Source organism: Nitrospina gracilis Nb-211, from assembly GCF_021845525.1.
GTDB lineage: Bacteria > Nitrospinota > Nitrospinia > Nitrospinales > Nitrospinaceae > Nitrospina > Nitrospina gracilis_A.
This window is the reverse complement of the sequence record NZ_JAKJKD010000001.1, coordinates 1,313,648-1,334,805: the sequence shown is the minus strand read 5'-3', so window position 1 is coordinate 1,334,805 and position 21,158 is coordinate 1,313,648. Positions and strand designations below refer to the sequence as shown.

General features: G+C 54.6%; 25 protein-coding genes. 21 read left to right on the top strand and 4 right to left on the bottom strand.

What is annotated here, in order from left to right; genetic code table 11:
• Positions 1–86: 86 nt before the first annotated feature.
• Positions 87–740: a hypothetical protein gene (locus J2S31_RS06310; RefSeq protein WP_237098220.1), complete on the top strand. Its 654-nt coding sequence runs from the start codon at positions 87–89 to the stop codon at positions 738–740.
• A gap of 5 nt (positions 741–745) precedes the next feature.
• A complete protein-coding gene (locus tag J2S31_RS06305) occupies positions 746–2,281 on the top strand; it encodes an N-6 DNA methylase (RefSeq protein WP_237098219.1) in 1,536 nt (511 codons plus the stop codon).
• Between the two features lie 25 nt (positions 2,282–2,306).
• On the opposite strand, the gene J2S31_RS06300 is transcribed toward J2S31_RS06305, so the two are convergent.
• On the bottom strand, positions 2,307–2,996 hold the full coding sequence (locus tag J2S31_RS06300; protein WP_237098218.1) for a ribonuclease H-like domain-containing protein: 690 nt from the start codon (positions 2,994–2,996) through the stop codon (positions 2,307–2,309).
• A 317-nt stretch (positions 2,997–3,313) separates the two neighbouring features.
• Between J2S31_RS06300 and fliD the strand changes: the two genes are divergently transcribed.
• From fliD to J2S31_RS06275, 5 genes are all read left to right on the top strand, one after another.
• Entirely contained in the window at positions 3,314–4,930 is a 1,617-nt protein-coding gene (gene fliD / locus J2S31_RS06295; protein WP_237098217.1) for a flagellar filament capping protein FliD, read from the top strand.
• A 43-nt stretch (positions 4,931–4,973) separates the two neighbouring features.
• Complete coding sequence (gene fliS / locus J2S31_RS06290; protein ID WP_237098216.1) at positions 4,974–5,405, top strand: flagellar export chaperone FliS; 432 nt, start codon at positions 4,974–4,976, stop codon at positions 5,403–5,405.
• 213 nt (positions 5,406–5,618) lie between these two features.
• Positions 5,619–6,779, top strand: coding sequence for an ADP-forming succinate--CoA ligase subunit beta (sucC, locus tag J2S31_RS06285; protein ID WP_237098215.1), 1,161 nt, complete (start codon positions 5,619–5,621; stop codon positions 6,777–6,779).
• Positions 6,776–7,645 (top strand): succinate--CoA ligase subunit alpha, encoded by an 870-nt coding sequence (gene sucD / locus J2S31_RS06280; RefSeq protein ID WP_237098214.1) that lies wholly within the window; start codon positions 6,776–6,778, stop codon positions 7,643–7,645. Before sucC ends, sucD begins: the two co-directional genes overlap by 4 nt.
• A gap of 78 nt (positions 7,646–7,723) precedes the next feature.
• A complete protein-coding gene (locus tag J2S31_RS06275) occupies positions 7,724–7,927 on the top strand; it encodes a hypothetical protein (RefSeq protein WP_237098213.1) in 204 nt (67 codons plus the stop codon).
• 7 nt (positions 7,928–7,934) lie between these two features.
• Here J2S31_RS06275 and J2S31_RS06270 read toward each other — a convergent pair whose 3' ends face one another.
• Both J2S31_RS06270 and J2S31_RS06265 read right to left on the bottom strand, forming a co-directional pair.
• A complete protein-coding gene (locus J2S31_RS06270; protein WP_237098212.1) occupies positions 7,935–8,381 on the bottom strand; it encodes a DUF1841 family protein in 447 nt (148 codons plus the stop codon).
• A gap of 55 nt (positions 8,382–8,436) precedes the next feature.
• A complete protein-coding gene (locus J2S31_RS06265; protein WP_237098211.1) occupies positions 8,437–8,721 on the bottom strand; it encodes a hypothetical protein in 285 nt (94 codons plus the stop codon).
• A 218-nt stretch (positions 8,722–8,939) separates the two neighbouring features.
• Here J2S31_RS06265 and J2S31_RS06260 point away from each other — a divergent pair, with 218 nt between their 5' ends.
• The 8 genes from J2S31_RS06260 (at position 8,940) to J2S31_RS06225 (ending at position 14,267) form a co-directional block, all read left to right on the top strand.
• On the top strand, positions 8,940–9,254 hold the full coding sequence (locus J2S31_RS06260) for a hypothetical protein (protein WP_237098210.1): 315 nt from the start codon (positions 8,940–8,942) through the stop codon (positions 9,252–9,254).
• A gap of 400 nt (positions 9,255–9,654) precedes the next feature.
• Positions 9,655–10,860, top strand: coding sequence for a transketolase C-terminal domain-containing protein (locus J2S31_RS06255; protein ID WP_237098209.1), 1,206 nt, complete (start codon positions 9,655–9,657; stop codon positions 10,858–10,860).
• A gap of 174 nt (positions 10,861–11,034) precedes the next feature.
• A complete protein-coding gene (locus J2S31_RS06250; protein ID WP_237098208.1) occupies positions 11,035–11,913 on the top strand; it encodes a thiamine pyrophosphate-dependent enzyme in 879 nt (292 codons plus the stop codon).
• A gap of 18 nt (positions 11,914–11,931) precedes the next feature.
• Positions 11,932–12,645 carry a 2-oxoacid:acceptor oxidoreductase family protein gene (locus J2S31_RS06245; protein ID WP_237098207.1) on the top strand — a complete coding sequence of 238 codons (714 nt, stop codon included), beginning with the start codon at positions 11,932–11,934 and terminating at the stop codon, positions 12,643–12,645.
• Positions 12,646–12,676: 31 nt separating this feature from the next.
• The gene (locus J2S31_RS06240) at positions 12,677–12,940 is read left to right on the top strand and encodes a pyruvate ferredoxin oxidoreductase (RefSeq protein ID WP_237098206.1); all 264 of its coding nucleotides are present in this window, start codon (positions 12,677–12,679) and stop codon (positions 12,938–12,940) included.
• A gap of 126 nt (positions 12,941–13,066) precedes the next feature.
• Positions 13,067–13,486: a nucleoside-diphosphate kinase gene (gene ndk, locus J2S31_RS06235; RefSeq protein WP_237098205.1), complete on the top strand. Its 420-nt coding sequence runs from the start codon at positions 13,067–13,069 to the stop codon at positions 13,484–13,486.
• Positions 13,487–13,508: 22 nt separating this feature from the next.
• Positions 13,509–14,018, top strand: a complete 510-nt coding sequence (locus J2S31_RS06230; protein ID WP_237098204.1) for a hypothetical protein — start codon at positions 13,509–13,511, stop codon at positions 14,016–14,018.
• Between the two features lie 57 nt (positions 14,019–14,075).
• A complete protein-coding gene (locus tag J2S31_RS06225; protein WP_237098203.1) occupies positions 14,076–14,267 on the top strand; it encodes an FmdB family zinc ribbon protein in 192 nt (63 codons plus the stop codon).
• Positions 14,268–14,274: 7 nt separating this feature from the next.
• Here J2S31_RS06225 and J2S31_RS06220 read toward each other — a convergent pair whose 3' ends face one another.
• Positions 14,275–15,231: a glycosyltransferase family 9 protein gene (locus J2S31_RS06220; protein WP_237098202.1), complete on the bottom strand. Its 957-nt coding sequence runs from the start codon at positions 15,229–15,231 to the stop codon at positions 14,275–14,277.
• Between the two features lie 81 nt (positions 15,232–15,312).
• Between J2S31_RS06220 and J2S31_RS06215 the strand changes: the two genes are divergently transcribed.
• The 6 genes from J2S31_RS06215 to mutS all read left to right on the top strand — a co-directional run bounded on the left by J2S31_RS06215 (position 15,313) and on the right by mutS (position 21,104).
• Positions 15,313–15,738, top strand: coding sequence for a 6-carboxytetrahydropterin synthase (locus J2S31_RS06215; RefSeq protein ID WP_237098201.1), 426 nt, complete (start codon positions 15,313–15,315; stop codon positions 15,736–15,738).
• Positions 15,722–16,285, top strand: a complete 564-nt coding sequence (gene folE / locus J2S31_RS06210; protein WP_237098200.1) for a GTP cyclohydrolase I FolE — start codon at positions 15,722–15,724, stop codon at positions 16,283–16,285. The genes J2S31_RS06215 and folE overlap by 17 nt, the downstream gene beginning before the upstream one ends.
• Before the next feature lie 130 nt (positions 16,286–16,415).
• The gene (locus J2S31_RS06205; protein ID WP_237098199.1) at positions 16,416–17,405 is read left to right on the top strand and encodes a PhoH family protein; all 990 of its coding nucleotides are present in this window, start codon (positions 16,416–16,418) and stop codon (positions 17,403–17,405) included.
• Positions 17,406–17,459: 54 nt separating this feature from the next.
• On the top strand, positions 17,460–17,927 hold the full coding sequence (gene ybeY, locus J2S31_RS06200; protein ID WP_237098198.1) for an rRNA maturation RNase YbeY: 468 nt from the start codon (positions 17,460–17,462) through the stop codon (positions 17,925–17,927).
• A 27-nt stretch (positions 17,928–17,954) separates the two neighbouring features.
• Entirely contained in the window at positions 17,955–18,443 is a 489-nt protein-coding gene (locus J2S31_RS06195) for an HIT family protein (RefSeq protein ID WP_237098197.1), read from the top strand.
• A gap of 60 nt (positions 18,444–18,503) precedes the next feature.
• A complete protein-coding gene (gene mutS, locus J2S31_RS06190) occupies positions 18,504–21,104 on the top strand; it encodes a DNA mismatch repair protein MutS (RefSeq protein WP_237098196.1) in 2,601 nt (866 codons plus the stop codon).
• The last annotated feature ends 54 nt before the right edge of the window (positions 21,105–21,158 follow it).

Sequence of the window (21,158 nt, the reverse complement as noted above, 5' to 3'; positions counted from 1 at the left end):
AACTAATGACTGTTACGATTTAAATGACTACAGGCCCTTAAGTCGCGATCAATTGCCTAATTTTTCAATCTGTGCAAAGGTAAGGAATGAAGCCGCAATTAACGATTGATGCTCTTATCAAGGAAGCAGAACGGTTTTCTGATCTTGAAAGCAAATACGACGAACCATCCCTTTATGGTGTTACTGATGGAAAGGCCGTTGGAACTTACTTAGAACATAAATTTAGAGGTTATTTAAGCGATCTATATACGTATGAGGCTGGTAATACTGCATCTGGAATCGACCTTCCAACTTTGGGAGTTGACATTAAAGTAACAAGCATCCGACAACCACAATCCTCATGCCCCTATAAATCCGCCAGTCAAAAAATTTATGGACTTGGATATAGCCTACTGGTTTTTGTTTATGAAAAAACAGACGACCATGAAAATCGCACGGCGCGCCTAAATATGAAACATACAATATTTGTAGATAAGAAAAGAACTGCGGATTTCCAGATGACGAAGGGCTTACTGGATATATTAAAGAACGATGGGAATATGGATGATCTTTTTGCTTTCATTCTGGATAAAAATTTGCCGGTTGATGAAATAGGAGCGAGAAATATCGCAGAGGAAATTTTAAAGAATCCCCCTACTCAAGGTTACATAACTATCTCAAATGCCTTGCAGTGGCGATTACAATATAGCCGGGTGATCCAAAAAGCTGGTCAAATCAAAGGTATTCAAAAATTGAGGTGAGGCGCATGCCATCTAAAAAAACAAAGGAAATTTGGGAATTTGGAGATTTCCAAACCCCTGATGAGCTTGCACGCTCGGCGATCCAAATTATAAAAAATTTAGATTTTAAACCCCGGTCAATTTTAGAACCAACTTGTGGAAGGGGTGCATTTTTATTCTCTGCGGTTGATACATTTCCAAAAGCCGAATTGACCATCGGGGTAGATATCAATAAAGCGCATCTAAACCATTTGAAAAAAAGAATTTTTAAAGAATACCGAAAAACACAAATTAAAATCTTAAACGCTGATTTTTTTGCACTTGATTGGTCAGAAATTTTAAAAGACCTACCAAAACCAATCTTAATAATTGGGAACCCACCTTGGGTAACGAGCTCAGAACTTGGAATACTCCAAAGCTCAAACCTGCCGGAAAAATCAAATTTTCAATCGAGAGCTGGATTAGAAGCTATTACGGGAAAAAGTAACTTTGATATCTCTGAATGGATGCTTTTAAAACATTTAGAATGGTTGCAAAAACAAAGGGGTATGGTGGCAATGCTTTGCAAAATGACCGTAGCCCGAAAGGTCCTTGCATACGCTTGGAAGCACGATTACCCCCTTCGTTTAGCTCGCCTCTATAAAATAAATGCCATGAAACACTTTAATGCTTCCGTCGATGCCGGTTTTTTTTTGATGGACTGTGGCCAAGAAACCGGCTCTAAGGATTGCGATATCTATGAAAAAGTAAGTGATTCAAAACCATCCCATACAATTGGTTATCACGACGGTATTGTTATTTCAGATGTGGACTTATACGAAAAGTGGAAATTTCTTCGAGGTACCGACAAAGCCTACATGTGGCGTTCTGGAATTAAGCATGACTGCGCTAGGGTAATGGAACTGAAACGTTCTCAAACCGGGTTCTTTAACGGCTTCGGGGAATTTATCCAGCTTGAAAATAAGTATGTTTACCCACTTTTTAAAAGCTCAGACATAGGAAACGGGCGTATTCGCGAATGCCGCAAATTCGCCTTAGTCACACAGCGATATATTGGGGAAGATACGACTCATATAAAAAAGAACGCTCCAAAAACTTGGGAATATCTCCAGAGCAATATGGAATCGTTTGAGAAACGTGCGAGCTCAATTTATCGTAACCGCCCACCATTCTCTATATTTGGGGTTGGAGATTACACCTTTGCCCCTTGGAAAATAGCAATATCTGGTTTTTACAAAAAACTGAATTTCAAACCCATTGGTCCTATTGAGGGCCGCCCGGCGATATTCGACGACACCATCTATTTTTTGCCAGCTTGGTCAGAAGGGGAAGCATACTTCCTTTCCGAAATTTTAAATTCAAAACCGGCTCAGGAATTTTTTTCTTCAATGATCTTTTGGAGCGATAAACGACCAATCACCATTGACCTTTTGAAACGTCTTAACATTCGAGTTCTCACTCAAAAGTTGGGGCGAGAAAATGAATACAATTCTTATGCAACTATACGATCGGCAAAACACTCCGTGCAAGATCAACTCCAACAAACCCTTTTTGCTGGATGATACATAATTGAAGATGTACCCAGTTCTACCGATGTGGGGATTTGAGGATGGTTTCGACGGTCCAGTCGACGTCCAGGCGCAGGCGCTGGCCGGTCCTGCCGTCGTACTCGACATAACCGTTGTCCCTGCCGAATAAAAACAGGTCGCGCGTCACGTTCACGTCCTGCTTGCAGTACGCGACGATCTGATCCAGCTTTTTCCTGTCGCCCCCCAGGTACTCCTTCCACCACTTGAGCGACGCCAGTCCGTCGGCGGACTTCGACGTGCCCAGCGTGCAGGACGCGAGGTTGTCGAGCTTGATCCTGTGGTTCTTCTGCTTGATGAAATCGACGAGGATGTCGAAGGTGGGGATGTCCAGCAGGTCGATGTGCCGCTGGCTGGCGGCGTACTGGATGACGGTGTAGTCGAAGCCGATGACGTTGAAGCCGACCACGAGGTCCGCCGACTTCAGGTGGTCGATGAGGTCGGTGTAGCCCTTCCCGTCTTTTTTCTCCGCTTCGCCGTAATAGACGTGGTGTTGTTGGTCGTGGCTGTCCCACACCACGCCGACGGCCATCAGCATGTCCTTGATGTTGCCCCAGCCGCCCACCTCGTCCGCGCTCTTCTGCGTCTCCAGGTCGAAATACAGGACGCGCGGCCCCAAATCCTTTTGTTTTTGGGGTTTTACCGGCTCTTCCACCGGGGGCTGGGAAAACAGGTCGAGTTGGTCGGACATAGTGACAGCCTTATATCACTTCCGCCGAAGCCGGTTCAAGCCCCAAACCCCAATGCCTGAAAAAACAAGGCCCTCCCCCCGACCCCGGAAATGCTTTTTTCCACGGGGGTTTGCGGCCCGGTTTTTTCCCTAAAGTCCCCGAAAAATTCCGCCGATAAATTCAACAGAAGCAGGCCACGGGTGCCTGCGTTTGGGAACATGGTTTAAGGTCATTAAAAGGCAGCAGAGGCAACCACTCTCACCCCAGCCCGTCACTCCGTGAGTGCTCCCGTCAAGGGAGAGGGAGCCAAGGTGAGGGACGCGAGCAGGACATTATCATGACCATCACATCCATATTCGGGTTGCAGTCGGGTTTCAACACGTCGGAGATCGTGGATAAGCTGATCGCCCTCCAGCAGAGGCCGCTGGAGGCGAAGGTGTCCGAGCGCGAATTGCAGATCGAGAAGCTCGACCTGCTCAAGCAACTGCGCTCGCTGGCGGATTCCTTCGAAAGCGTGGTGCGGCAGATGGATGTGCGCGACCGCCTGTTGAAGAAAGTGGGCGATTTCCTGGGCGACACCTCCACCGCCAAAGTGGGCATCAACACCAGCGTGTTCTCCCCCACCGGCTCCTTCGCCATCAACGTCACCCAGCTGGCCAAAGTCGGCATCGTGCGCTCCGACGACAACTTCAGCTCCGCAACCTCCGTGTACAGCCCGGACGACCCCGGCTCCATGGATATCACCGTGGGCGGCGTGCTGACCAGCGTGGCGATCACCAACACCGACACCCTGCAGGATGTGGTGGACAAGATCAACGCCTCAGCGGCGGACGTCACCGCCAAGGTGGTGGACAGCGGTTCCGGCGCCACTCCGTTCAGCATCGTGATCGAAGGCAACACCACCGGCTCCACCCAGACCGTCTCCGCCCTGTTCGTCGAGGCGGGTGCCGACCAGACTTTTACCAGCATCCAGACGGCGCAGGACGCCTTGTTCACGCTGGACACCATCAGCTACACCCGTTCCAGCAACACGGTCAACGACGTCATCACCGGCACGACGCTCACTCTGGACGCGCTGGGCTCCGGCGCCATCAACATCAGCATCGACGCCGACTCGATCCGCACCAAGGTCGAAGACTTCGTTGACAAGTTCAACGAGCTGAAGGAGTTCTTCGATGAGAATGCCTTTTTTGACAGCGACTCGCTGGAGTCCGGTCCGCTGTTCGGCCAGTTCTCGGTGCGCAATCTTAAAGAAACACTGAGCGACCTCGTTTCCAGCGAGGTGACGGGGCTGAGCAGTTCCTTCACCTTCCTATCGCAGATCGGCATCCGCACGCAGGACGACGGCTCGCTGGCCATCGACGATGCCGCCCTGACCTCGGCCTTGATCAGCGATCCCGAAGGCGTGGCCAACCTGTTTTACATCACCGGCTCCGCCACCAACGTCAACGTCGATTTCATTTCCGCCACCAGCAAAACGGAGGAAGGCACGTTCGAGTTGCAGGTCACCGGCGGCGTGCCGGAAATCCGCAAAGTGGGAGAAGCGTCCTTCACCCCGGCGGTGCAGGGACCGGGAAACACGTTTATCGGAGCGTCGGGAACCAGCGCCGAAGGCCTGGCATTCAGCATCGACTCCTCGGAACTGGGCACCGACGGCAGTAAGGGAACGATCACCGTGTCCGTGGGCATCGCGGAAAAACTCGACCGCCTGCTGACGTTCAACACGGACACCACGCAGGACGGCCCGCTGATGGGCGATATCAACACCACGACGGAGAAAATCGAGGACCTCAACGACGTGATCCTTCGGCTGGACGACCGTCTGCGGTTGTTTGAGGAACAGATCCAGCAGGAGTTCATCCAGTTGGAAGTGGTTCTCGGCCAGTTGGACGCACAGAGGCAGGCCATCCAGTCGTCCTTGACCAACTTGTCGGGCCTGTTGAAAAAGAATTAACGGCTAATGCAGACATCATCCAGAACTACAGGAGAGTGAATTCATGGTACGGACCCAGGGACCCAATCAATATCAGATCAATGAGGTTTCCACCTCCAACCAGGGCAAGCTCATTCTCATGATGTACGATGGGGCCATGCGCTTCGTCACCATGGCGATGGAGTCCATGGACCAGAACGACATCGCCCGCAAGAGCGCGTATATTCAGAAATCACGCGATATCGTCAACGAACTCATGGTGGCGCTGGACACCGACCGTGGCGGCGAAGTGACCCGCAACCTGGAGCGCCTGTACCAGTTCGTTCTGCGTCAATTGACGCACGCCAACATCAAAAATGATAAAGCCGCCCTGCAATCGATTTTGCGGGTGATGGCGCCTTTGCGCGCCGCCTGGGACCAGATCCTGAACCCGAAAGCGGAATCGGAAACGGCGGCAAACGGCACGCCTCAGTCCGGCTTCGCCGCCCGCTGTTGAATCCCCACGGCTGAATTTTCCACTTCCTCCTTAATTCTCACCTTTTTTCATGAGGCGTGGGTCCGTCCATCGTGCGTGCCCGGCCTACCCACGTTGCCTTTTCTGTGGCACACTGCTTTCACAACCCCCGCTTTTTTTTGACAACCTGAGAAAACCTGTGGTACAAAACGGCTCCCACGTTTGGATACCTATTTAATTCTTTCAATTTGAACCATGAAAATTCACGAATATCAGGGCAAAGAGCTCTTCAGAAAATACAAGGTACCGGTACCGCGCGGCATCCTGATTCATAACAAATCGGAAGCCGTGGCGGCGGCCAAGGAGATCGGCACCAACCCCGTTGTGGTGAAGGCGCAGATCCACGCCGGCGGACGCGGCAAGGGCGGCGGCGTGAAACTCGCCAAAAGCCCGGAGGAAGCCGAACAGCACGCCGGCAAGATCATTGGCATGACGCTGGTCACGCACCAGACGGGCCCGGAAGGACGGCTGGTGAAAAAGGTGTTGATTGAGGAGGGCATGCACATCGCCCGCGAGTTGTATCTCAGCCTCATCCTCGACCGCGAGACCAGTCAGGTCATGATCATGGCCAGCGAGGCGGGCGGCATGGAGATCGAGGAAGTCGCCGAAGCCACGCCGGAAAAAATCATCATCGAACGTATCGACCCGGTCATCGGCGTCAAACCTTACCTCGCGCGCAAGATCGCGTTTGCGCTGAACCTGGAAGGCGAGGTATTCAAGCAGGCCATTCCTTTCATCATCAACCTGTACCAGTGCTTCGTGAAGGAAGACCTGTCGATGCTGGAGATCAACCCGCTCGTCGTCACCGGTGACAATCGTCTTTTGGCGCTCGACGCCAAGATCGATGTGGACGACAACGCGCTGGGCCGCCATCCGGACCTGCAGGAGATGCGCGATCTCGACGAGGAAGATCCCAACGAGATCGAAGCCTCCAAGTACCGCCTCAATTACATTCAGCTCGACGGCAACATCGGCTGTATGGTGAACGGCGCGGGACTGGCCATGGCAACGATGGACATCGTGAAACACAGCGGAGGCGAGCCCGCCAACTTTTTGGACGTCGGCGGTGGAGCCAACGAGGAGATGATCGAGAACGCATTCCGCATCCTCCTCTCCGACAACAAAGTCAAAGCGATTTTCATCAACATCTTTGGCGGTATTCTGCGTTGCGACATCCTCGCCGCCGGCGTGGTCGCGGCCGCCAGGAAACTGAGCGTGAAGGTGCCGGTTGTCATCCGCATGGAAGGCACCAACATGGAAGAAGGGCACCGCATTCTCAATGAATCCGATATCAACTTCATCGTCGGCAACGGTATGAAAGACGCCGCGAAAAAGGTCGTACAGGCAATAAAATGAGCATTCTCGTAGACGAAAACACAAGGTTGCTGGTTCAGGGCATCACCGGCCGTGAAGGCATGTTCCACGCCGAGCAGTGCCAGAAATACGGCACCCAGCTGGTGGCGGGTGTGACCCCCGGCAAAGGTGGGCAGAAGGTTCTGGATAACGTTCCCGTATTCGACACGGTCAAACAGGCCGTGGACAAAACCAAGGCCAACGCTTCGATGATCTTCGTTCCCCCGGCGTTCGCCGCGGACGCCATCCTCGAGGCGGCGGATGCGGGCGTCGAGCTGATCATCTGCATCTCGGAAGGCATTCCGGTGTATGACATGGTGGAGGTGTACCGGTACCTCAAGGATTCCGACTCCCGTCTGGTCGGGCCCAACTGCCCGGGCGTCATCTCCCCCGGCAAGTGCAAAATCGGCATCATGCCCGCGCACATCCACAAAAAAGGCAACGTCGGCATCATCTCCCGGAGCGGCACGTTGACTTACGAAGCGGTGGGACAGTTGACGGCGATGGGCATCGGCCAGTCCACCTGCGTCGGCATCGGCGGCGACCCCATCATCGGCACCCGCTACATCGACGCGCTCAAGCTGTTCCAGAAGGACCGGGCGACCAAGGCCATTTGCATGATCGGCGAGATCGGCGGATCGGCGGAGGACGAAGCCGCGTACTACATCAAGAAGCACATCACCAAACCGGTGGTGGGATTCATCGCCGGGCAGACCGCACCCCCGGGCCGCAGGATGGGCCACGCCGGAGCCATCATCTCCGGTGGCCAGGGCACGGCGGAAGGCAAAATGAAGGTGATGAAGAAATGCGGCATCAAGGTGGTCAAAAGCCCCGCCGACATCGGCAAGACCATCGCCAAGTGCCTGTAGGCGTCACCCCTTCCCTACTTTCCGCAAAATCTGCTCAAAAATATAAAACCCCTTGGGATGATCTGCATCCCAAGGGGTATGAGCTACACTCTCAAATGCCCCAACTGTGGGGCGCGCAATATCAATAAAACCGCGTGGTGCGAAAAGTGCCTGACGCCGTTCAACCCGCCGAAAGCCGAGGACAAGTCATTGGACTGTCCGAACTGCCACCACATCAACGACTACCTGCTCGACCACTGCGAAGTTTGCCACGAGCCGTTGAAGCCCGGTCAGTCCGAGTGACAGGCGGTCACGCCTCTTCCATTCCGTCTGCGGCGGCCCTCACCAGCTGCTTGATGCGTTCCTGGTAATCGAGGTTGCTGAAGTTGTCGCCGCGGCGGAAGTTGGTGAAGTACAGGTCCGCATACACTGCGATGAGCTGGTGCAGAACCTCGTGCGGGTCCATGCCCATATCGACCAGGTCCTTGTACGCCTTGGCCACAAAGTCCGGCGCTTCGTCGCGGATCTGTTGATCGACGATCACATGCAGGACGGTGTGGACGAAGGGGTTGACCACCTTGCCCTCGATCTCCTGCGGGTACACGGCCATCTCCCCCATCTCCCAGGCCTGATCGAACTCCGGGTGCATGTCCATGATATTGGCGATGCATTCATCAACTTCCTCAAAGTCCTTACCCTGGTTGCGGTCGGCGGCAACGCGAAGAATGCGTTCCTGTGTTTCCTTATCGAATCTCATTATGTATGCTCCCAAACCCGGCGCGTGTCCTGAAGGCCCGGGGTTTGATGATGATTTAAGGTGTTTCGGAAAAATGCGAGCGGCGTTCGCGCCCTGCCGCGCCATACACCATGAACACCCGTTTGCCCTGGCGTATATGGTATTTGGCCCATGCCGGAGACTGGCCGTCGTAGCTGGCGTCCGGGTCTTCCCCTTCCGCTTTCAGGAAATCGGGGTAATCGAGCCCCGCGTCAAACACATCCCCCAAAAGCGCGTCAGAGGTGAAGCCCTTTCCGGTAAGCCGGATTTTACTCAGGAATTGCTGGATCTCTGCCGGATCGTTCAGTTCAATCGGTTCCATAATAATATCAAGAGAGTTTGCGGATTAAGATGTCTGCGGGGAAAAAAGGATTGTGATAATTTTTCGTTTCTAAAAAGATGAAGCCTTTACCCTGCGCATGCTTGTCTGGTATGCTTGAAATTTTGGAGTTTCCGGCTCGCCGGAGGCTCATCGTATCACAGGTTCTCGTTTCAGAAAACCGCGTGCAAACCATTTAAAGTCCTGATGGGAGCTTCCTTATGTTGACCGAGGAAAACCTGGTACTCACACGTTCGGAGCCGAGCGGTCATGGCGGTCTTCAGTTTGTGTACCGTATCCGGGATTACGGGGTCGCGGCGGTGAACTTTCCCACGGAAGACATCACCCAGCTGGAGTGGACCGTGGACGTGATCAAATTCCACGACGCGGACACCCTCCGCTATGAACTGTGTCACACTACAGAGCTGGCCAAGAGCACGCTCAAGTTCCGTAACGATAAGGCGGTAAACGACTTCCTGCAGAAGGCATTCACCTATTTGAACACATTCCAGTCCACGCAGGAACAGGCAGGCTGAGCCCTCTCGGGGTCGGGTGAGGGCAAAAATCCACCTCTGGGCCTAAAAAACCCTGCAAATTGGCGCAGAGCCCGCAAAGCCGAAGGCACTCCCCGATCCGCCAAAATTGCCACAGGCCTTTGATATTATTATACTTATAAGCAACCGGGGGCGAGTTCCCGGCGGCCCCAACCGGGCTCATCCGGGGCCTCTGCCAAATTTGCGTAAAATTTAATTGAAAATCTCCAATAAAATTGTATTAGAGGGGCAAACATGATAATTTGAACACCGCAAACCAAGTTGTTTTGATCATTCCTGGAACGGAAACCCCTCTTCCAGTTGCCCTTTAAATACAATAAATAGCTTTAAAGCTAATTATATTCAACATTTGGAATAAACATCTTTGCGTTGAGGAGTCGTTATGACCGAGCAAACTGCAACCCAAAAAAAAGAGGAATGGGTCCCTAAAGGCGACTTACAGAAAGTCGTTGACCCGGTGTGGTTGTTGAAAGAAGCACCCCGTGAAGTCGAATTCATCACCGGTAGTGAAGCCGCCCGCGAAGCCATTCGCCGGGCCAATGTCGACATCGCCATTTCCTATCCCATCACCCCGCAGAGTGAAACCATGCAGCAGGTCGGTTACCTCTACGACGAAGGCTACTTGAAAGATTATTACCGCGCGGAAGAGGAAATCGGTGTTATGACGGCCATTGGCGGCGCTTCCCGCTCCGGGGTTCGGTCTTTGACGGCGACTTCCGGTCCCGGACTGATGCGAGGTCTGGAAGCCATTGCTTCCTGGCCCGGCGCACGGACTCCTCTGGTTCTGCTGAACATGTGCCGCGTCATCAACACCCCGCTGGCCATTCAGCCGGACAACATCGAAATTTCCTTCCTGTTGAACACCGGCATCCTGCACGCGCATGCCGAAAACCAGCAGGACTTTTTCGACTATTCCCTCGCCGCTTTCATGGTGAGTGAGGAAGTCGACGTGACCCTGCCTGCGGTGGTCTCGGTAGACGGTTTCTTTGTCACCCATGCCCGCGGCAAAGTGGCCATGCCTTCGGAAGAATTCAAACTGCCGCCGCGGGATGGTTGGCGTTCCGCCGTACCGGCCATGGACAACGAGAACCCGCCGGCGCGGTTGTCCCGCGACGCTCCCATTCAGAAGTCCAACTTCATCAGCTACCACATGCATGCGAGCTGGCAGCAGGAAGTCTTCGCCGCTGTCGAACGTTCCGCTCGGCACTGGCGCAAGTACATCGGCGACCTGATCGAAGTGGTCAACCCGGATGCGGAAGAATTCCTCATTGCTTCGGGCTCGGCCGTTTCCCAGTCGCGCGAAGCCGTCCGTCAGGAAGGCGAAGCCGGCCGCAAAGTGGGTCTGGTTAAGGTCAAGACCATCCGCCCCTGGCCGCGGACAGAAATCATCAACGCCGTTAAGCACGCCAAACGGATTCTGGTTCCGGAATTCAACCAGGCCGGTTGGTTGCACAAGGAAGTCTGTTCCACGCTGTATGGAAATTGTAGTGCCAAGATCTCCGCGGGTCCGCGGGTTTATGGCGGCATGACCATGCCGACCGAGATGATCCTCGAGTGGCTCAGTGATGCACGCAAAGGAAAGGTGTGACTGCTGTAACACGACTGTTGCATTAGCCGTGTGAATCATGTAGGCTGATTTTTTTGGGTATTGTTGCAAAAACCCAATTTAACTTTAAAAAGAGTCAACCCTTGCAGGTAGAGGGTGCAAATAGAATACCAACTAAAACTTTCTTAAATTTATATATAGAAAGGTATTTCGATTATGTCTCTCGAAACCGTTAAACCGTCCCCTGGTTTTGAAGATCTTCTCCCTGTTGAATACCGCGATCTGGTCAAATACGGTCAGTATGGTCGTGAGGTGAAAGTCAGCGAAATGGGGAAGTTCAAGGAACTGCTGGAAGAACATCCGATGTGCGCAGGTTGTGCGATGACCCTGTTCATCCGCCTCACCATGCTGGCTTTGCCCAACCCTGAGCATACCATCAACGTAGGTACCGCAGGCTGTGGACGCCTTGCGATTTCCCAGGCCAACATCCCGTTTATCTACGGCAACTACGGTGACACCAACTCCGTGGCTTCCGGCCTGAAACGGGGCTTGGAGATTCGTTTCCCGAACCAGCAAAAGGATGTTATCGTTATGGCTGGCGACGGTGGTTTGATCGACATCGGTTTCCAGGCCCTGATGCATTCCTGGTTCCGCCAGGAACGGTTCACCACCATCATGCTGGACAACGAAGTTTACGGCAACACCGGTGGACAGGAAAGCGGCATGACCATGCAGGGCCAGATTCTGAAGATGGCCCCGCGCGGCAAGAAGACCGGCAAAATCGATGCGCTGGGTCTCGCCCGGGTTGCCGGCTGTGCCTACATCGCACGCATCGCGCCGACCAATCCGGCCCGGGTGGTTCGCACGGTTCGCCGCGCCATCATGATCGCACGCGAAATCGGCCCGACCTACATTCAGGCTTACACCTCCTGCAACATCGAGTATGCAATTCCTACTCCGGAAGTCATGCAGGATGCCTTCGATGTCGAAAAAGAACGTTACGGTTTCCACGAAGAAATGACCGATGAAGCCAAGGCGTACATCACCGACCTCGAAAAGAAAGAAAAAGAAAAAGCAAAAGCCGCTAAAAAATAACGAGGAGGTTTTCAATCCATGCCACAAGAAGTCAAACGTTATAACGTCCGCATGGCCGGTATCGGCGGCCAGGGTGTCGTCACCGCATCTCATATCCTGAGTAATGCGGTCGTAATCGGCAAAGGGTACAGTTCCCTCGTGCCCTTTTTCGGTTCCGAAAAACGCAATGCCCCGGTTGAAAGTTACGTGCGGATCTCCAACGATGAAATCTACGAAATCGGGGAGATCGTCTTCCCCAACGTCCTGATGATCTTCAGCGCTCAGGTCATCACGCTGGGCAAGTCGTACACCATGCCCTTCTACACGGGTTTGAAGGAGAACGGTATCATCCTGATCAACAATAAGGAGCCGCTCAAGCTCATCGCCGATGAAGAAAAGGAACTGCGGGACAAGAAAGCCAACATCTACTACTTGCCTGCAACCGAACTCGCCAACGATATCGCGGGAACTGATCTGGCCACCAACATGGCCATGGTCGGCGCCATTTCCGCCATCTTTGGCATGCCGGACATGGACTCGATTGAGGGATCCGTTAAGGATCGTTTCATCGGTAAGGGTATCGTTACTTCCGGTGGTACCGCCTCTCTGGACAGCGTCATCGAGAAGAAGTTCGCCAAAAAGCAGAAACTGCTCCAGGCGAACATGGACACCATTAAGGCCGCATATCAGTACGCGGTGGACCACAAATGGGGTATCCATGCTGATGCCAAAGAGAAACCGGTTGCCGTCTGAGGTAACTTTTTGAATTGGAGATTGAAGAAGCATGTACTACATTGCAGATGTAGATAAGGATAAATGCGCAGAAACCAACTGCCACCTGTGCACGACTTACTGTCCCGAAGCAAACTGCATTAATTACAGCGAAGAAGACAAATCCGCCTACGTTTCGGTGGACCGCTGTAAGTCTTGCGAAATCTGCGTTTACATCTGCAGAGACGTCGCCAAGCACAATGCCATCCAGATGAAATGGATCGACAATCTGGAAGATCGCTTCGTGATCAAGCGGGTGGGAGTGGTTCAACGCTGAACATCCTCAAACCTGTATTGGTTTTATAAAAGGAAAAAGGTATTTGGGGCCTCCCCAAATACCTTTTTTTTTCCCTGACGATTCCAAATTCCTATCAACCATTCACGCAGAAGAACCGGAGTAGCAATGGAAAGAACGTTCGCCATCATCAAACCCGACGCCGTAGAACGCAACCTCACTGGAAAAATCCTGGAACGCATCGAATCCAAGGGCTTCCGCATCGCCGCCATGAAGCGCGCCAAACTGACCCTGGAGCAGGCAGAAGGGTTTTACCACGTTCACAAGGAACGTCCTTTCTTTAAGGACCTGACCACTTACATGTCCACCGGCGGCCCCGTGGTCCTGCTGGTGTTGGAAAAAAACAGCGCCATCACCGGCTGGCGGGAACTAATGGGCGCTACCAATCCCAAGGACGCGGCGGAAGGCACCATCCGCAAGGAGTTCGCTGTGGACATCGAAAAGAATTCCGTACACGGCTCCGACTCAGCGGAGAACGCGGCGTTCGAGATTTCCTACTTCTTCAGCCAGACGGAAATCCAATCCTGATTGCCCTGAAAGGGGGTGAACCATGCAACGATCCCGACGGAACCCGGCCGCCCGCCTGTGGCGGGGCGCGCTTCTTTTCTGGACCCTCTGGTTTGCAATTTTACCCCCTGCCACGGCATGGACGCAGGACGAGCCCCGGCCGTACGTCCTGTACCAGAACTTCGAGAAACACGGCATCGTGGTCTGGCCCCGCGACCCCATGCCGCCGGAACTGAAAGATTTCATCGCCTCTTTGGGCTTTAAGGAAATCGCCCAGGGCCTGGCGGTCATGCGGTTCGGCGCGGTCAACCAGAACGGCACTTTCATGATGCCGGAGCCGGTACAGGAAAAGTTCGGCATCAAGCGGTTTATAATTCTCCAGATTTTGAGCGACCGGATCGGTATAATGGTAGGGATCTGGGAGCAGGAGTTCGGCCTCACCCTGCCGCAAAAGGTGTTCAATCTGGACGAGGTCAAGGAGAACATCCCGAAAACCTTGGATATTTTCCGGGAGCAGGAAGGCACCAAACCCATTTCCTGGCGACAACCCTGAGCCGGGAAATGGCGCCATCCTTGCCTCCCCCAAACCGGACAAGCAGGAGACACATTCATGCCGATTTACGAATACGAATGTGAAAAGTGCAAAGAACGAACCGAAGCCCTGCAGAAAGCGGACGATCCGCCTCTCGAAAAATGCGAGAAATGCGGCGGACCGCTTCACAAGTGCGTGGGCGGGGGCACCTTTCACCTCTACGGCCCCGGCTTCTACACCACGGACAATAAACGCAAATACCTGAAATAACCCGTCCTCAGGCACGAGGCCGAAGCGGAACCCAACGGCCCAGCGCCTGCTGGACCGCCTCCGCCCCGGCTTGATCCGCCGCCTTACTTTTACGGATATCGACCACGCTCACGCCGGAGCCCAGGGGACGCCACATTCCCGGATCGGTTTTTATAAATACCGCGATGGTGGGCAGGCCGAGCGCCGCCGCCAGGTGGGTCATCCCGGCATCGTTGCCCAGAAAACCCTGGCACTCACCGAGCAACGTGGCGCACAACGTCAGGGGAAAATTGTCCCATACCGGGAATCCGCGTTCCCGGCAAAAGGCGTGGACATTTTCGGCGATCGCCACCTCCGCCGGACCCAGCAGGAACACCGGCAGGGGACCCTGCCGATGCAACCAATCGGCCTGTTCCTGAAACCGGGCGAGCGGCCAGTTTTTGGAAACCCCGCCGCTTCCGGGATGCAGAACCCAGACGCCGTTTGAGAGTTGAGGAGAAGCCATCACCCGCCCCGCCTCCCCACGGTCCGATTCGGGAGCGTGCCAGGCCGGCGGCCAGTTGGGCCGGGACGGCAGGTTGGGAACCGTTTCCAGGTAATATTCGCTGACGTGCAGGCCCTCACGATAAGGAAACGGCGGGCGCACGATCACCTCCCCCGGCAGGCGTTGACGGAGCCGGTCCGCTACGGTGCCGCCGTGGTCCTGAATGAGGGCCACCACGCAATCGTAATCGGAAAGGAATTGCAAAGGCAGGCAATCGGCATCGTCGCCATACACCCGCCACCATTGCAGGTCGTCGGTGGCGAAAGCGCGATCGATGCAGTCGAAGCCTTCCATCAGAGTTTTCTGACGGGCTTCGACCACCACGTGGAGACAGGCGGGTTGCATGGAATGCACCGCCTGCAAAAACGGCAGAGTCATCAACACGTCGCCCAGCGCGCCGGTGCGGACGACCACGATTTTTTTCCCGGAAAGGCGATTCATATTACAAGCACAAAGGGCTTTAAACCCTGAATTCCATTGACAATCCGGGTCCCCTCCAATAACATGAAATGAAGAAAACCTATGATTTATATAACACGAAAAGTAGAATTTTGCGCCAGTCACCGGCTGTTCAATCCAACCTTTTCTGACGAAAAAAACGCCCAGGTGTTTGGCCTTTGCAATAACCCCAACGGTCACGGCCACAACTACACCATGGAAGTGACCGTCAAAGGGGACGTGGATCCAAAAACCGGCATGGTGCTGGATCTCAAGTTCCTGAAGAAGCTCGTCACAGAAGAGATCATCGACAAAGTCGATCATAAAAATCTCAACATGGACGTGGAGTTTTTGCAAGGGGTCATCCCCACCGCCGAAAATCTGGCTATCAAGTTCTGGGAGGTGCTGGAACCGAAAATCGGCGACGGGTTGCTTCACGAAATCAAGTTGTACGAATCTCCGCGCAACTTCGTAACCTATAAAGGACAAGTCAGTGAAAGAGTTGATTGAAAAATTGCTGCTCGAGCTGGGAGAAGATCCCTCCCGGGAAGGCCTTAAAAATACCCCCGAGCGGGTGTCCCGTTCCCTGAAATTTTTGACCGGCGGTTACTGGGTCAACATCGACGAGTTGGTGAACGACGCGCTGTTCACCGATGCCAACACCGATGAGATGGTGATCGTCAAGGACATCGACATGTTCAGCCTGTGCGAGCACCACATGCTCCCCTTCTTCGGCAAAGCGCACGTCGCCTACCTGCCGGACGGAAAAATCATCGGCCTCAGCAAAATCCCCCGCGTGGTGGATGCCTTCAGCCGCCGCCTGCAGGTGCAGGAGAGACTGACCACTCAGATCGCCGACTGCATCAACCGCGTGTTGAAACCGAAAGGCGTCGCCGTGGTCATCGAAGCCCTGCATCTGTGCATGTCCATGCGCGGTGTGGAAAAGCAGAATTCATACACCACCACGAGTTCCATGCTGGGTTACTTCAAAACCAACCCCAGCACGCGCGGCGAATTCTTAAGCCTGATCAACGGCAGTCCGCGCTACCGCACCTGACCGCCCGGCGGGCGGCCAATGCAAGCCAACCCTTTTAAAAGTAGTCATTTACAGGCTCCGGTATGCTTTGACATCGGAAATCAATGTCCATATAATGGGCTAAGGTCCATTCACTAAAGGTCGTCTCTGCTTGAACCACACCGCCTCCAGGGAATTGCTTCTCGAAAGCACGGAATACATTCCTGAAATTTTCGGCACCCAGGACGTCAACCTCAAACAGATCGAAAAAAAATTCAACGTCCGCATCACCACGCGCGAAAACCAGATCCGCATCAGCGGCGAACCGCACGAGGTGGAGGCGGTCGAACGCTTGCTCGTGCAGTTGCACGATATGCTGGCCAGCGGTCAGCGGCTGGTGAACGGCGACATCAAGTTCGCCATCCGCCTCATGGCGGAAGATCCGGACGTCGATCTCAAGGGGCTGTTCAGCGAGCGCATTCCCGTATCGCCCAAGAAGGGGTTCATCACTCCCAAGGGCAACACCCAGCGCAAAATGATCCAGGCCATCCGCCAGCACGATATCGTGCTCGCCATCGGCCCCGCCGGTACCGGCAAGACCTACCTCGCCGTGGCCATGGCGGTGGAAGGTTTTCTGAAGCGCCAGTTCCGGCGCATCATCCTCACCCGTCCCGCAGTGGAAGCGGGCGAGAAGCTGGGCTTTCTGCCGGGAGACATCGCGGAAAAAATCCAGCCGTACCTGATGCCGCTCTACGACGCGCTTTACGAGATGGTGGAGTTCAACCAGGTCCAGCAGATGATCGCCGAGGGCTACATCGAGATCGCGCCCCTCGCCTACATGCGCGGGCGTACGCTGAACGACTCATTCATCATCCTCGATGAAGCGCAGAACTCGACCCGCGAACAGATGAAGATGTTTCTCACGCGGCTGGGATTCCGTTCGAAGATGGTGGTCACCGGCGACATCACACAGGTGGACCTGCCGCGCGGCGTGCAGTCCGGCCTCATCCACGCCAGGGGAATTTTGCGGGACGTCAACGGCATCGACCTGATTGAGTTCGGTCAGAAAGACGTGGTGCGGCACGAGTTGGTGAAGAAAATCATCGGGGCCTACGACCGGGCCGAAAGCGAAGAGCCGCCCCCTTCTGTCCCTTCTGAATGAAAACGGTACCTTTCCTCATACCGCCCGGCCTGTCCCCCCTGCTCCACTGATATCATGCCCGTCCTGGTGAACAACGACCAATCGGCAAACAAAGTCGACGTGCGCTGGCTTAAAAAAGAAGCGCGGCGTGTGTTGAAAGCGCTGGAGTTGGAAGACGACGAACTCAGCATCCTGCTGACCGACGACCCGGGCATCCACGAACTCAATCGCCAGTACCGCGATAAGGACCAGCCGACGGACGTGCTTTCGTTTCCGCAGGATGACGGCGCGGTCAACGAAACCGGCGACCGCCTGCTGGGCGATGTCGTCATCTCCGTCGAAACGGCGGACCGGCAGGCACGCGATCACCACCTGTCCCTGCAAGAGGAGTTGATCCTCCTCCTCATTCACGGCATACTGCACCTGATGGGATACGATCACGAAACGTCGCGGAAGGACGCGCGTTTCATGAAAACGAAAACGCAGGAAGTCTTCGGCCACATTTTCCCCGGCCGGCAACCTTCCGGAACCAGCAACTTCTGATTTTCCGATTCCCCCCGGAGAGTGGACATGGAAAACCTTTGGGCCCCCTGGCGCATGGATTACATCAAGTCCGACAAAAGTAAGGAGTGCATCTTCTGCACGGCACCGCAGGCCAACGACGACATGGGCCGGAAACTGCTGTACCGCGGCAAGCTGAGTTTCGTCATCATCAACATCTACCCTTACTCCAACGGACATTTGATGGTTTCTCCATACCGTCACCTCGCCTGCCTGACCGACCTGACCGCCGAAGAGCTGGCGGAGATCGGACTGCTCACGCAGAAGTCCATGGAAATTTTACGCCAGTCGTACCATCCGACCGGCTTCAACGTGGGTTACAACATCGGCAAAAGCGGCGGCGCCGGGTTTGAGGAGCACATCCATTCCCATATCGTTCCACGTTGGACCGGCGACACCAACTTCATGCCTGTGCTTGCCGAAACCAAGGTGCACCCGGAGCATATTGAGGCCACGTTTCAACGGCTGTACCCCATCTTTCAGGAACTCAAAATTTAACCACACCCAGTCATGGCCAAAACCGCCAACAAGCAGAACGTTGTGGACGACGAAACTCCCATGATGCAGCAATATCAGAGCATCAAGAAAGAGTATCCCGACGCCATCCTGTTTTTCCGCATGGGCGACTTCTACGAAATGTTCAACGAGGACGCGAAGGAAGCGTCGAAACTCCTCGACATCGCCCTCACCTCCCGCAACAAGAACAAGCCAAACGCCATCCCCATGTGCGGCATTCCGCATCACTCCGCCAACATGTACATCAGCCGCCTGGTGAAAGGCGGCAAAACCATTGCCGTCTGTGAGCAGGTGGAAGACCCGAAGCAGGCGAAAGGGCTGGTTCGGCGCGAAGTCGTGCGCGTCATCACGCCGGGTACGGTGCTGGACGACAACCTGCTCGACCCCAAAAGCCATCACTTCCTGGTTGCGCTTTACTTCGGCAAGGAACAGACGGGACTCGCGGCGCTGGACATGTCCACCGGCCTGTTCAAAGTCACCGAACTTCCCCGGACTTCAGCCGACCTGCTACGGGATGAGCTGGGCAAGCTCGATCCCAAGGAAATCCTGATACCGGAAAACTCAACGAACGGCAATGAAGCCCACCCGCCAATGCTTCAGGGCACGGATTACTTCATCCAACCGGTGGAAGACTGGACGTTCCACCACAGCCAGGCACACCGCGTGCTGGTGGAACAGTTCAAAACCAAAACGCTGGATGGTTTCGGCTGTGAAGGCTGGCCCGCCGCCGTGTGCGCCGCCGGGGCTTTGGTGCAATACTTGAAGGAAACGCAAAAGTCTGCGCTCCAGCACATCACGTCGCTGTCCACCTTCAGCACGCAGGATTGCATGATGCTGGACCAGTCCACCATCAACAGCCTGGAACTGGTGCAATCGAGCGACGGCCAGCGCAAGCATTCCCTGCTGGGACACCTGGACGCTACCTGCACGCCGTTGGGTGCGCGGCGCCTGCGGGAATGGATTTTAAAACCACTCATCCGGCTGGAATCCATTCAACAACGCCTCGATCTCGTCGGCCACTACCGCGAACACCTGATTGAACGCAACGACCTGCGCGAGCAGTTGAAGCATATTTTCGACCTGGAACGCCTGCTCGGTAAAATCTCCATGTCCACCTGCACACCGCGCGACCTGATCGCACTGAAAAATTCCATCCGCGTATTTCCGGACATTCAACAAATGATTGAGCGCTGTCCCCTGCCCGCCATGCAGGCAATCAGCAGTGGCTGGGACAACCTGGAATCGGTGTACCAGCGGATCGACGAGCGCATCGAGGACGATCCGCCACTCAACATCAAGGACGGAAATCTCATCAAGCCCGGTTGCGATGAGGAACTGGACCGGTTGAAGGCCATCATGAAGGACAGCAACCAGGCCATCGCCAACCTGGAGGCGCGTGAGAAAGAACGCACCGGCATCCCGCAACTGAAAGTCGGTTACAACAAGATTTACGGTTACTACATCGAAGTCACCAAGAAAAACCTTGATCGCGTGCCCGACGATTTCATCCGCAAGCAGTCTCTGGTCAACACCGAGCGCTTCATCTCTCCGGAACTCAAGCAGTACGAAGCGGAGATCACCGGCGCGGAAGAAAAGGTGCAAGCCATCGAACAGAGATTGTTTCACGAAGTGCGGCAAGCCGTTGCTGACGAAGGGACACGCATCCAGGCGATGGCACGGTGCATCGGCGAGCTCGACGCTTTACTCGGCTTCGCGCAGATCGCGCACCAGCACAACTACTGCCGTCCGCAAATGAACGAGAGTGATGTGCTTCGCATTCAAAACGGGCGGCACCCGTTGGTAGAACTGATCGATCCCAACCAGCCGTTCATTCCCAACGACACACAACTCGACTGCAACCAACATCAGGTAGCGATCATCACCGGCCCCAACATGGCGGGCAAATCCACTTATCTGCGGCAAGTGGCGCTGATTGTCCTGATGGCGCAGATTGGTTGCTTCGTCCCGGCGGAAGAAGCGGAAATCGGTTTGGTCGATCGCATCTTCTCGCGCGTCGGTGCGCAGGATCATTTGCAGAAAGGTCAATCCACGTTCATGGTGGAGATGAACGAGACTGCTAATATCCTGAACAACGCCACGCGAAAAAGCCTGATCATTCTCGATGAAATCGGGCGCGGCACAAGTACGTTCGACGGCATCAGCATCGCCTGGGCCATTGTCGAGTTTTTGCAGGGCCCCGATCGCATCGGAGCGAAGACCCTGTTCGCCACGCATTACCACGAACTGACCGAACTCGAAAGACTGTTCCCTTCTGTCAAAAACTACAACGTACAGATTAAGGAATGGAATGACGAGATCATTTTCCTGCGCAAGATCGTTCCCGGCGGCGCGGACAAAAGTTACGGTATCCATGTTGCCCGTCTTGCCGGGTTGCCGGAAGAAGTGCTGAAGCGCGCCAATGAGGTGTTGTTCAATCTGGAGAACAGCGAGTACGACGAAGTGGGAACCCCCAAGCTGGCCCAGCCCCAGCCGCCCGCCGCCGGCCCCCAGCAGCTGGGCCTGTTCGGCGAGTCACCGTCTCCCCTGGTCCAGAAACTCAAGCAGTTGGATCTGGATAACCTCACCCCGCGCCAGGCTCTGGAGAGGCTGTACGAACTGCGCGACCTGTTGAAAAACGGTTGATTTGCGGGGTCGCCACCGCGACCGGCTCCGCCCTAAAAAAAACTCATTCAATTT

What these genes read in the sequence shown, in the direction of transcription:
- J2S31_RS06300 (WP_237098218.1), bottom strand. Translation starts at nt 2,996, where the DNA reads ATGTCCGACCAACTCGACCTGTTTTCCCAGCCCCCGGTGGAAGAGCCG.
- sucC (WP_237098215.1), top strand. Translation starts at nt 5,619, where the DNA reads ATGAAAATTCACGAATATCAGGGCAAAGAGCTCTTCAGAAAATACAAG.
- ndk (WP_237098205.1), top strand. Translation starts at nt 13,067, where the DNA reads ATGGAAAGAACGTTCGCCATCATCAAACCCGACGCCGTAGAACGCAAC.
- J2S31_RS06275 (WP_237098213.1), top strand. Translation starts at nt 7,724, where the DNA reads ATGAGCTACACTCTCAAATGCCCCAACTGTGGGGCGCGCAATATCAAT.
- J2S31_RS06195 (WP_237098197.1), top strand. Translation starts at nt 17,955, where the DNA reads ATGGAAAACCTTTGGGCCCCCTGGCGCATGGATTACATCAAGTCCGAC.
- J2S31_RS06230 (WP_237098204.1), top strand. Translation starts at nt 13,509, where the DNA reads ATGCAACGATCCCGACGGAACCCGGCCGCCCGCCTGTGGCGGGGCGCG.
- J2S31_RS06260 (WP_237098210.1), top strand. Translation starts at nt 8,940, where the DNA reads ATGTTGACCGAGGAAAACCTGGTACTCACACGTTCGGAGCCGAGCGGT.
- mutS (WP_237098196.1), top strand. Translation starts at nt 18,504, where the DNA reads ATGATGCAGCAATATCAGAGCATCAAGAAAGAGTATCCCGACGCCATC.
- J2S31_RS06270 (WP_237098212.1), bottom strand. Translation starts at nt 8,381, where the DNA reads ATGAGATTCGATAAGGAAACACAGGAACGCATTCTTCGCGTTGCCGCC.
- fliD (WP_237098217.1), top strand. Translation starts at nt 3,314, where the DNA reads ATGACCATCACATCCATATTCGGGTTGCAGTCGGGTTTCAACACGTCG.
- J2S31_RS06245 (WP_237098207.1), top strand. Translation starts at nt 11,932, where the DNA reads ATGCCACAAGAAGTCAAACGTTATAACGTCCGCATGGCCGGTATCGGC.
- ybeY (WP_237098198.1), top strand. Translation starts at nt 17,460, where the DNA reads ATGCCCGTCCTGGTGAACAACGACCAATCGGCAAACAAAGTCGACGTG.
- J2S31_RS06250 (WP_237098208.1), top strand. Translation starts at nt 11,035, where the DNA reads ATGTCTCTCGAAACCGTTAAACCGTCCCCTGGTTTTGAAGATCTTCTC.
- J2S31_RS06265 (WP_237098211.1), bottom strand. Translation starts at nt 8,721, where the DNA reads ATGGAACCGATTGAACTGAACGATCCGGCAGAGATCCAGCAATTCCTG.
- J2S31_RS06240 (WP_237098206.1), top strand. Translation starts at nt 12,677, where the DNA reads ATGTACTACATTGCAGATGTAGATAAGGATAAATGCGCAGAAACCAAC.
- J2S31_RS06215 (WP_237098201.1), top strand. Translation starts at nt 15,313, where the DNA reads ATGATTTATATAACACGAAAAGTAGAATTTTGCGCCAGTCACCGGCTG.
- fliS (WP_237098216.1), top strand. Translation starts at nt 4,974, where the DNA reads ATGGTACGGACCCAGGGACCCAATCAATATCAGATCAATGAGGTTTCC.
- J2S31_RS06310 (WP_237098220.1), top strand. Translation starts at nt 87, where the DNA reads ATGAAGCCGCAATTAACGATTGATGCTCTTATCAAGGAAGCAGAACGG.
- J2S31_RS06305 (WP_237098219.1), top strand. Translation starts at nt 746, where the DNA reads ATGCCATCTAAAAAAACAAAGGAAATTTGGGAATTTGGAGATTTCCAA.
- J2S31_RS06255 (WP_237098209.1), top strand. Translation starts at nt 9,655, where the DNA reads ATGACCGAGCAAACTGCAACCCAAAAAAAAGAGGAATGGGTCCCTAAA.
- J2S31_RS06225 (WP_237098203.1), top strand. Translation starts at nt 14,076, where the DNA reads ATGCCGATTTACGAATACGAATGTGAAAAGTGCAAAGAACGAACCGAA.
- sucD (WP_237098214.1), top strand. Translation starts at nt 6,776, where the DNA reads ATGAGCATTCTCGTAGACGAAAACACAAGGTTGCTGGTTCAGGGCATC.
- J2S31_RS06220 (WP_237098202.1), bottom strand. Translation starts at nt 15,231, where the DNA reads ATGAATCGCCTTTCCGGGAAAAAAATCGTGGTCGTCCGCACCGGCGCG.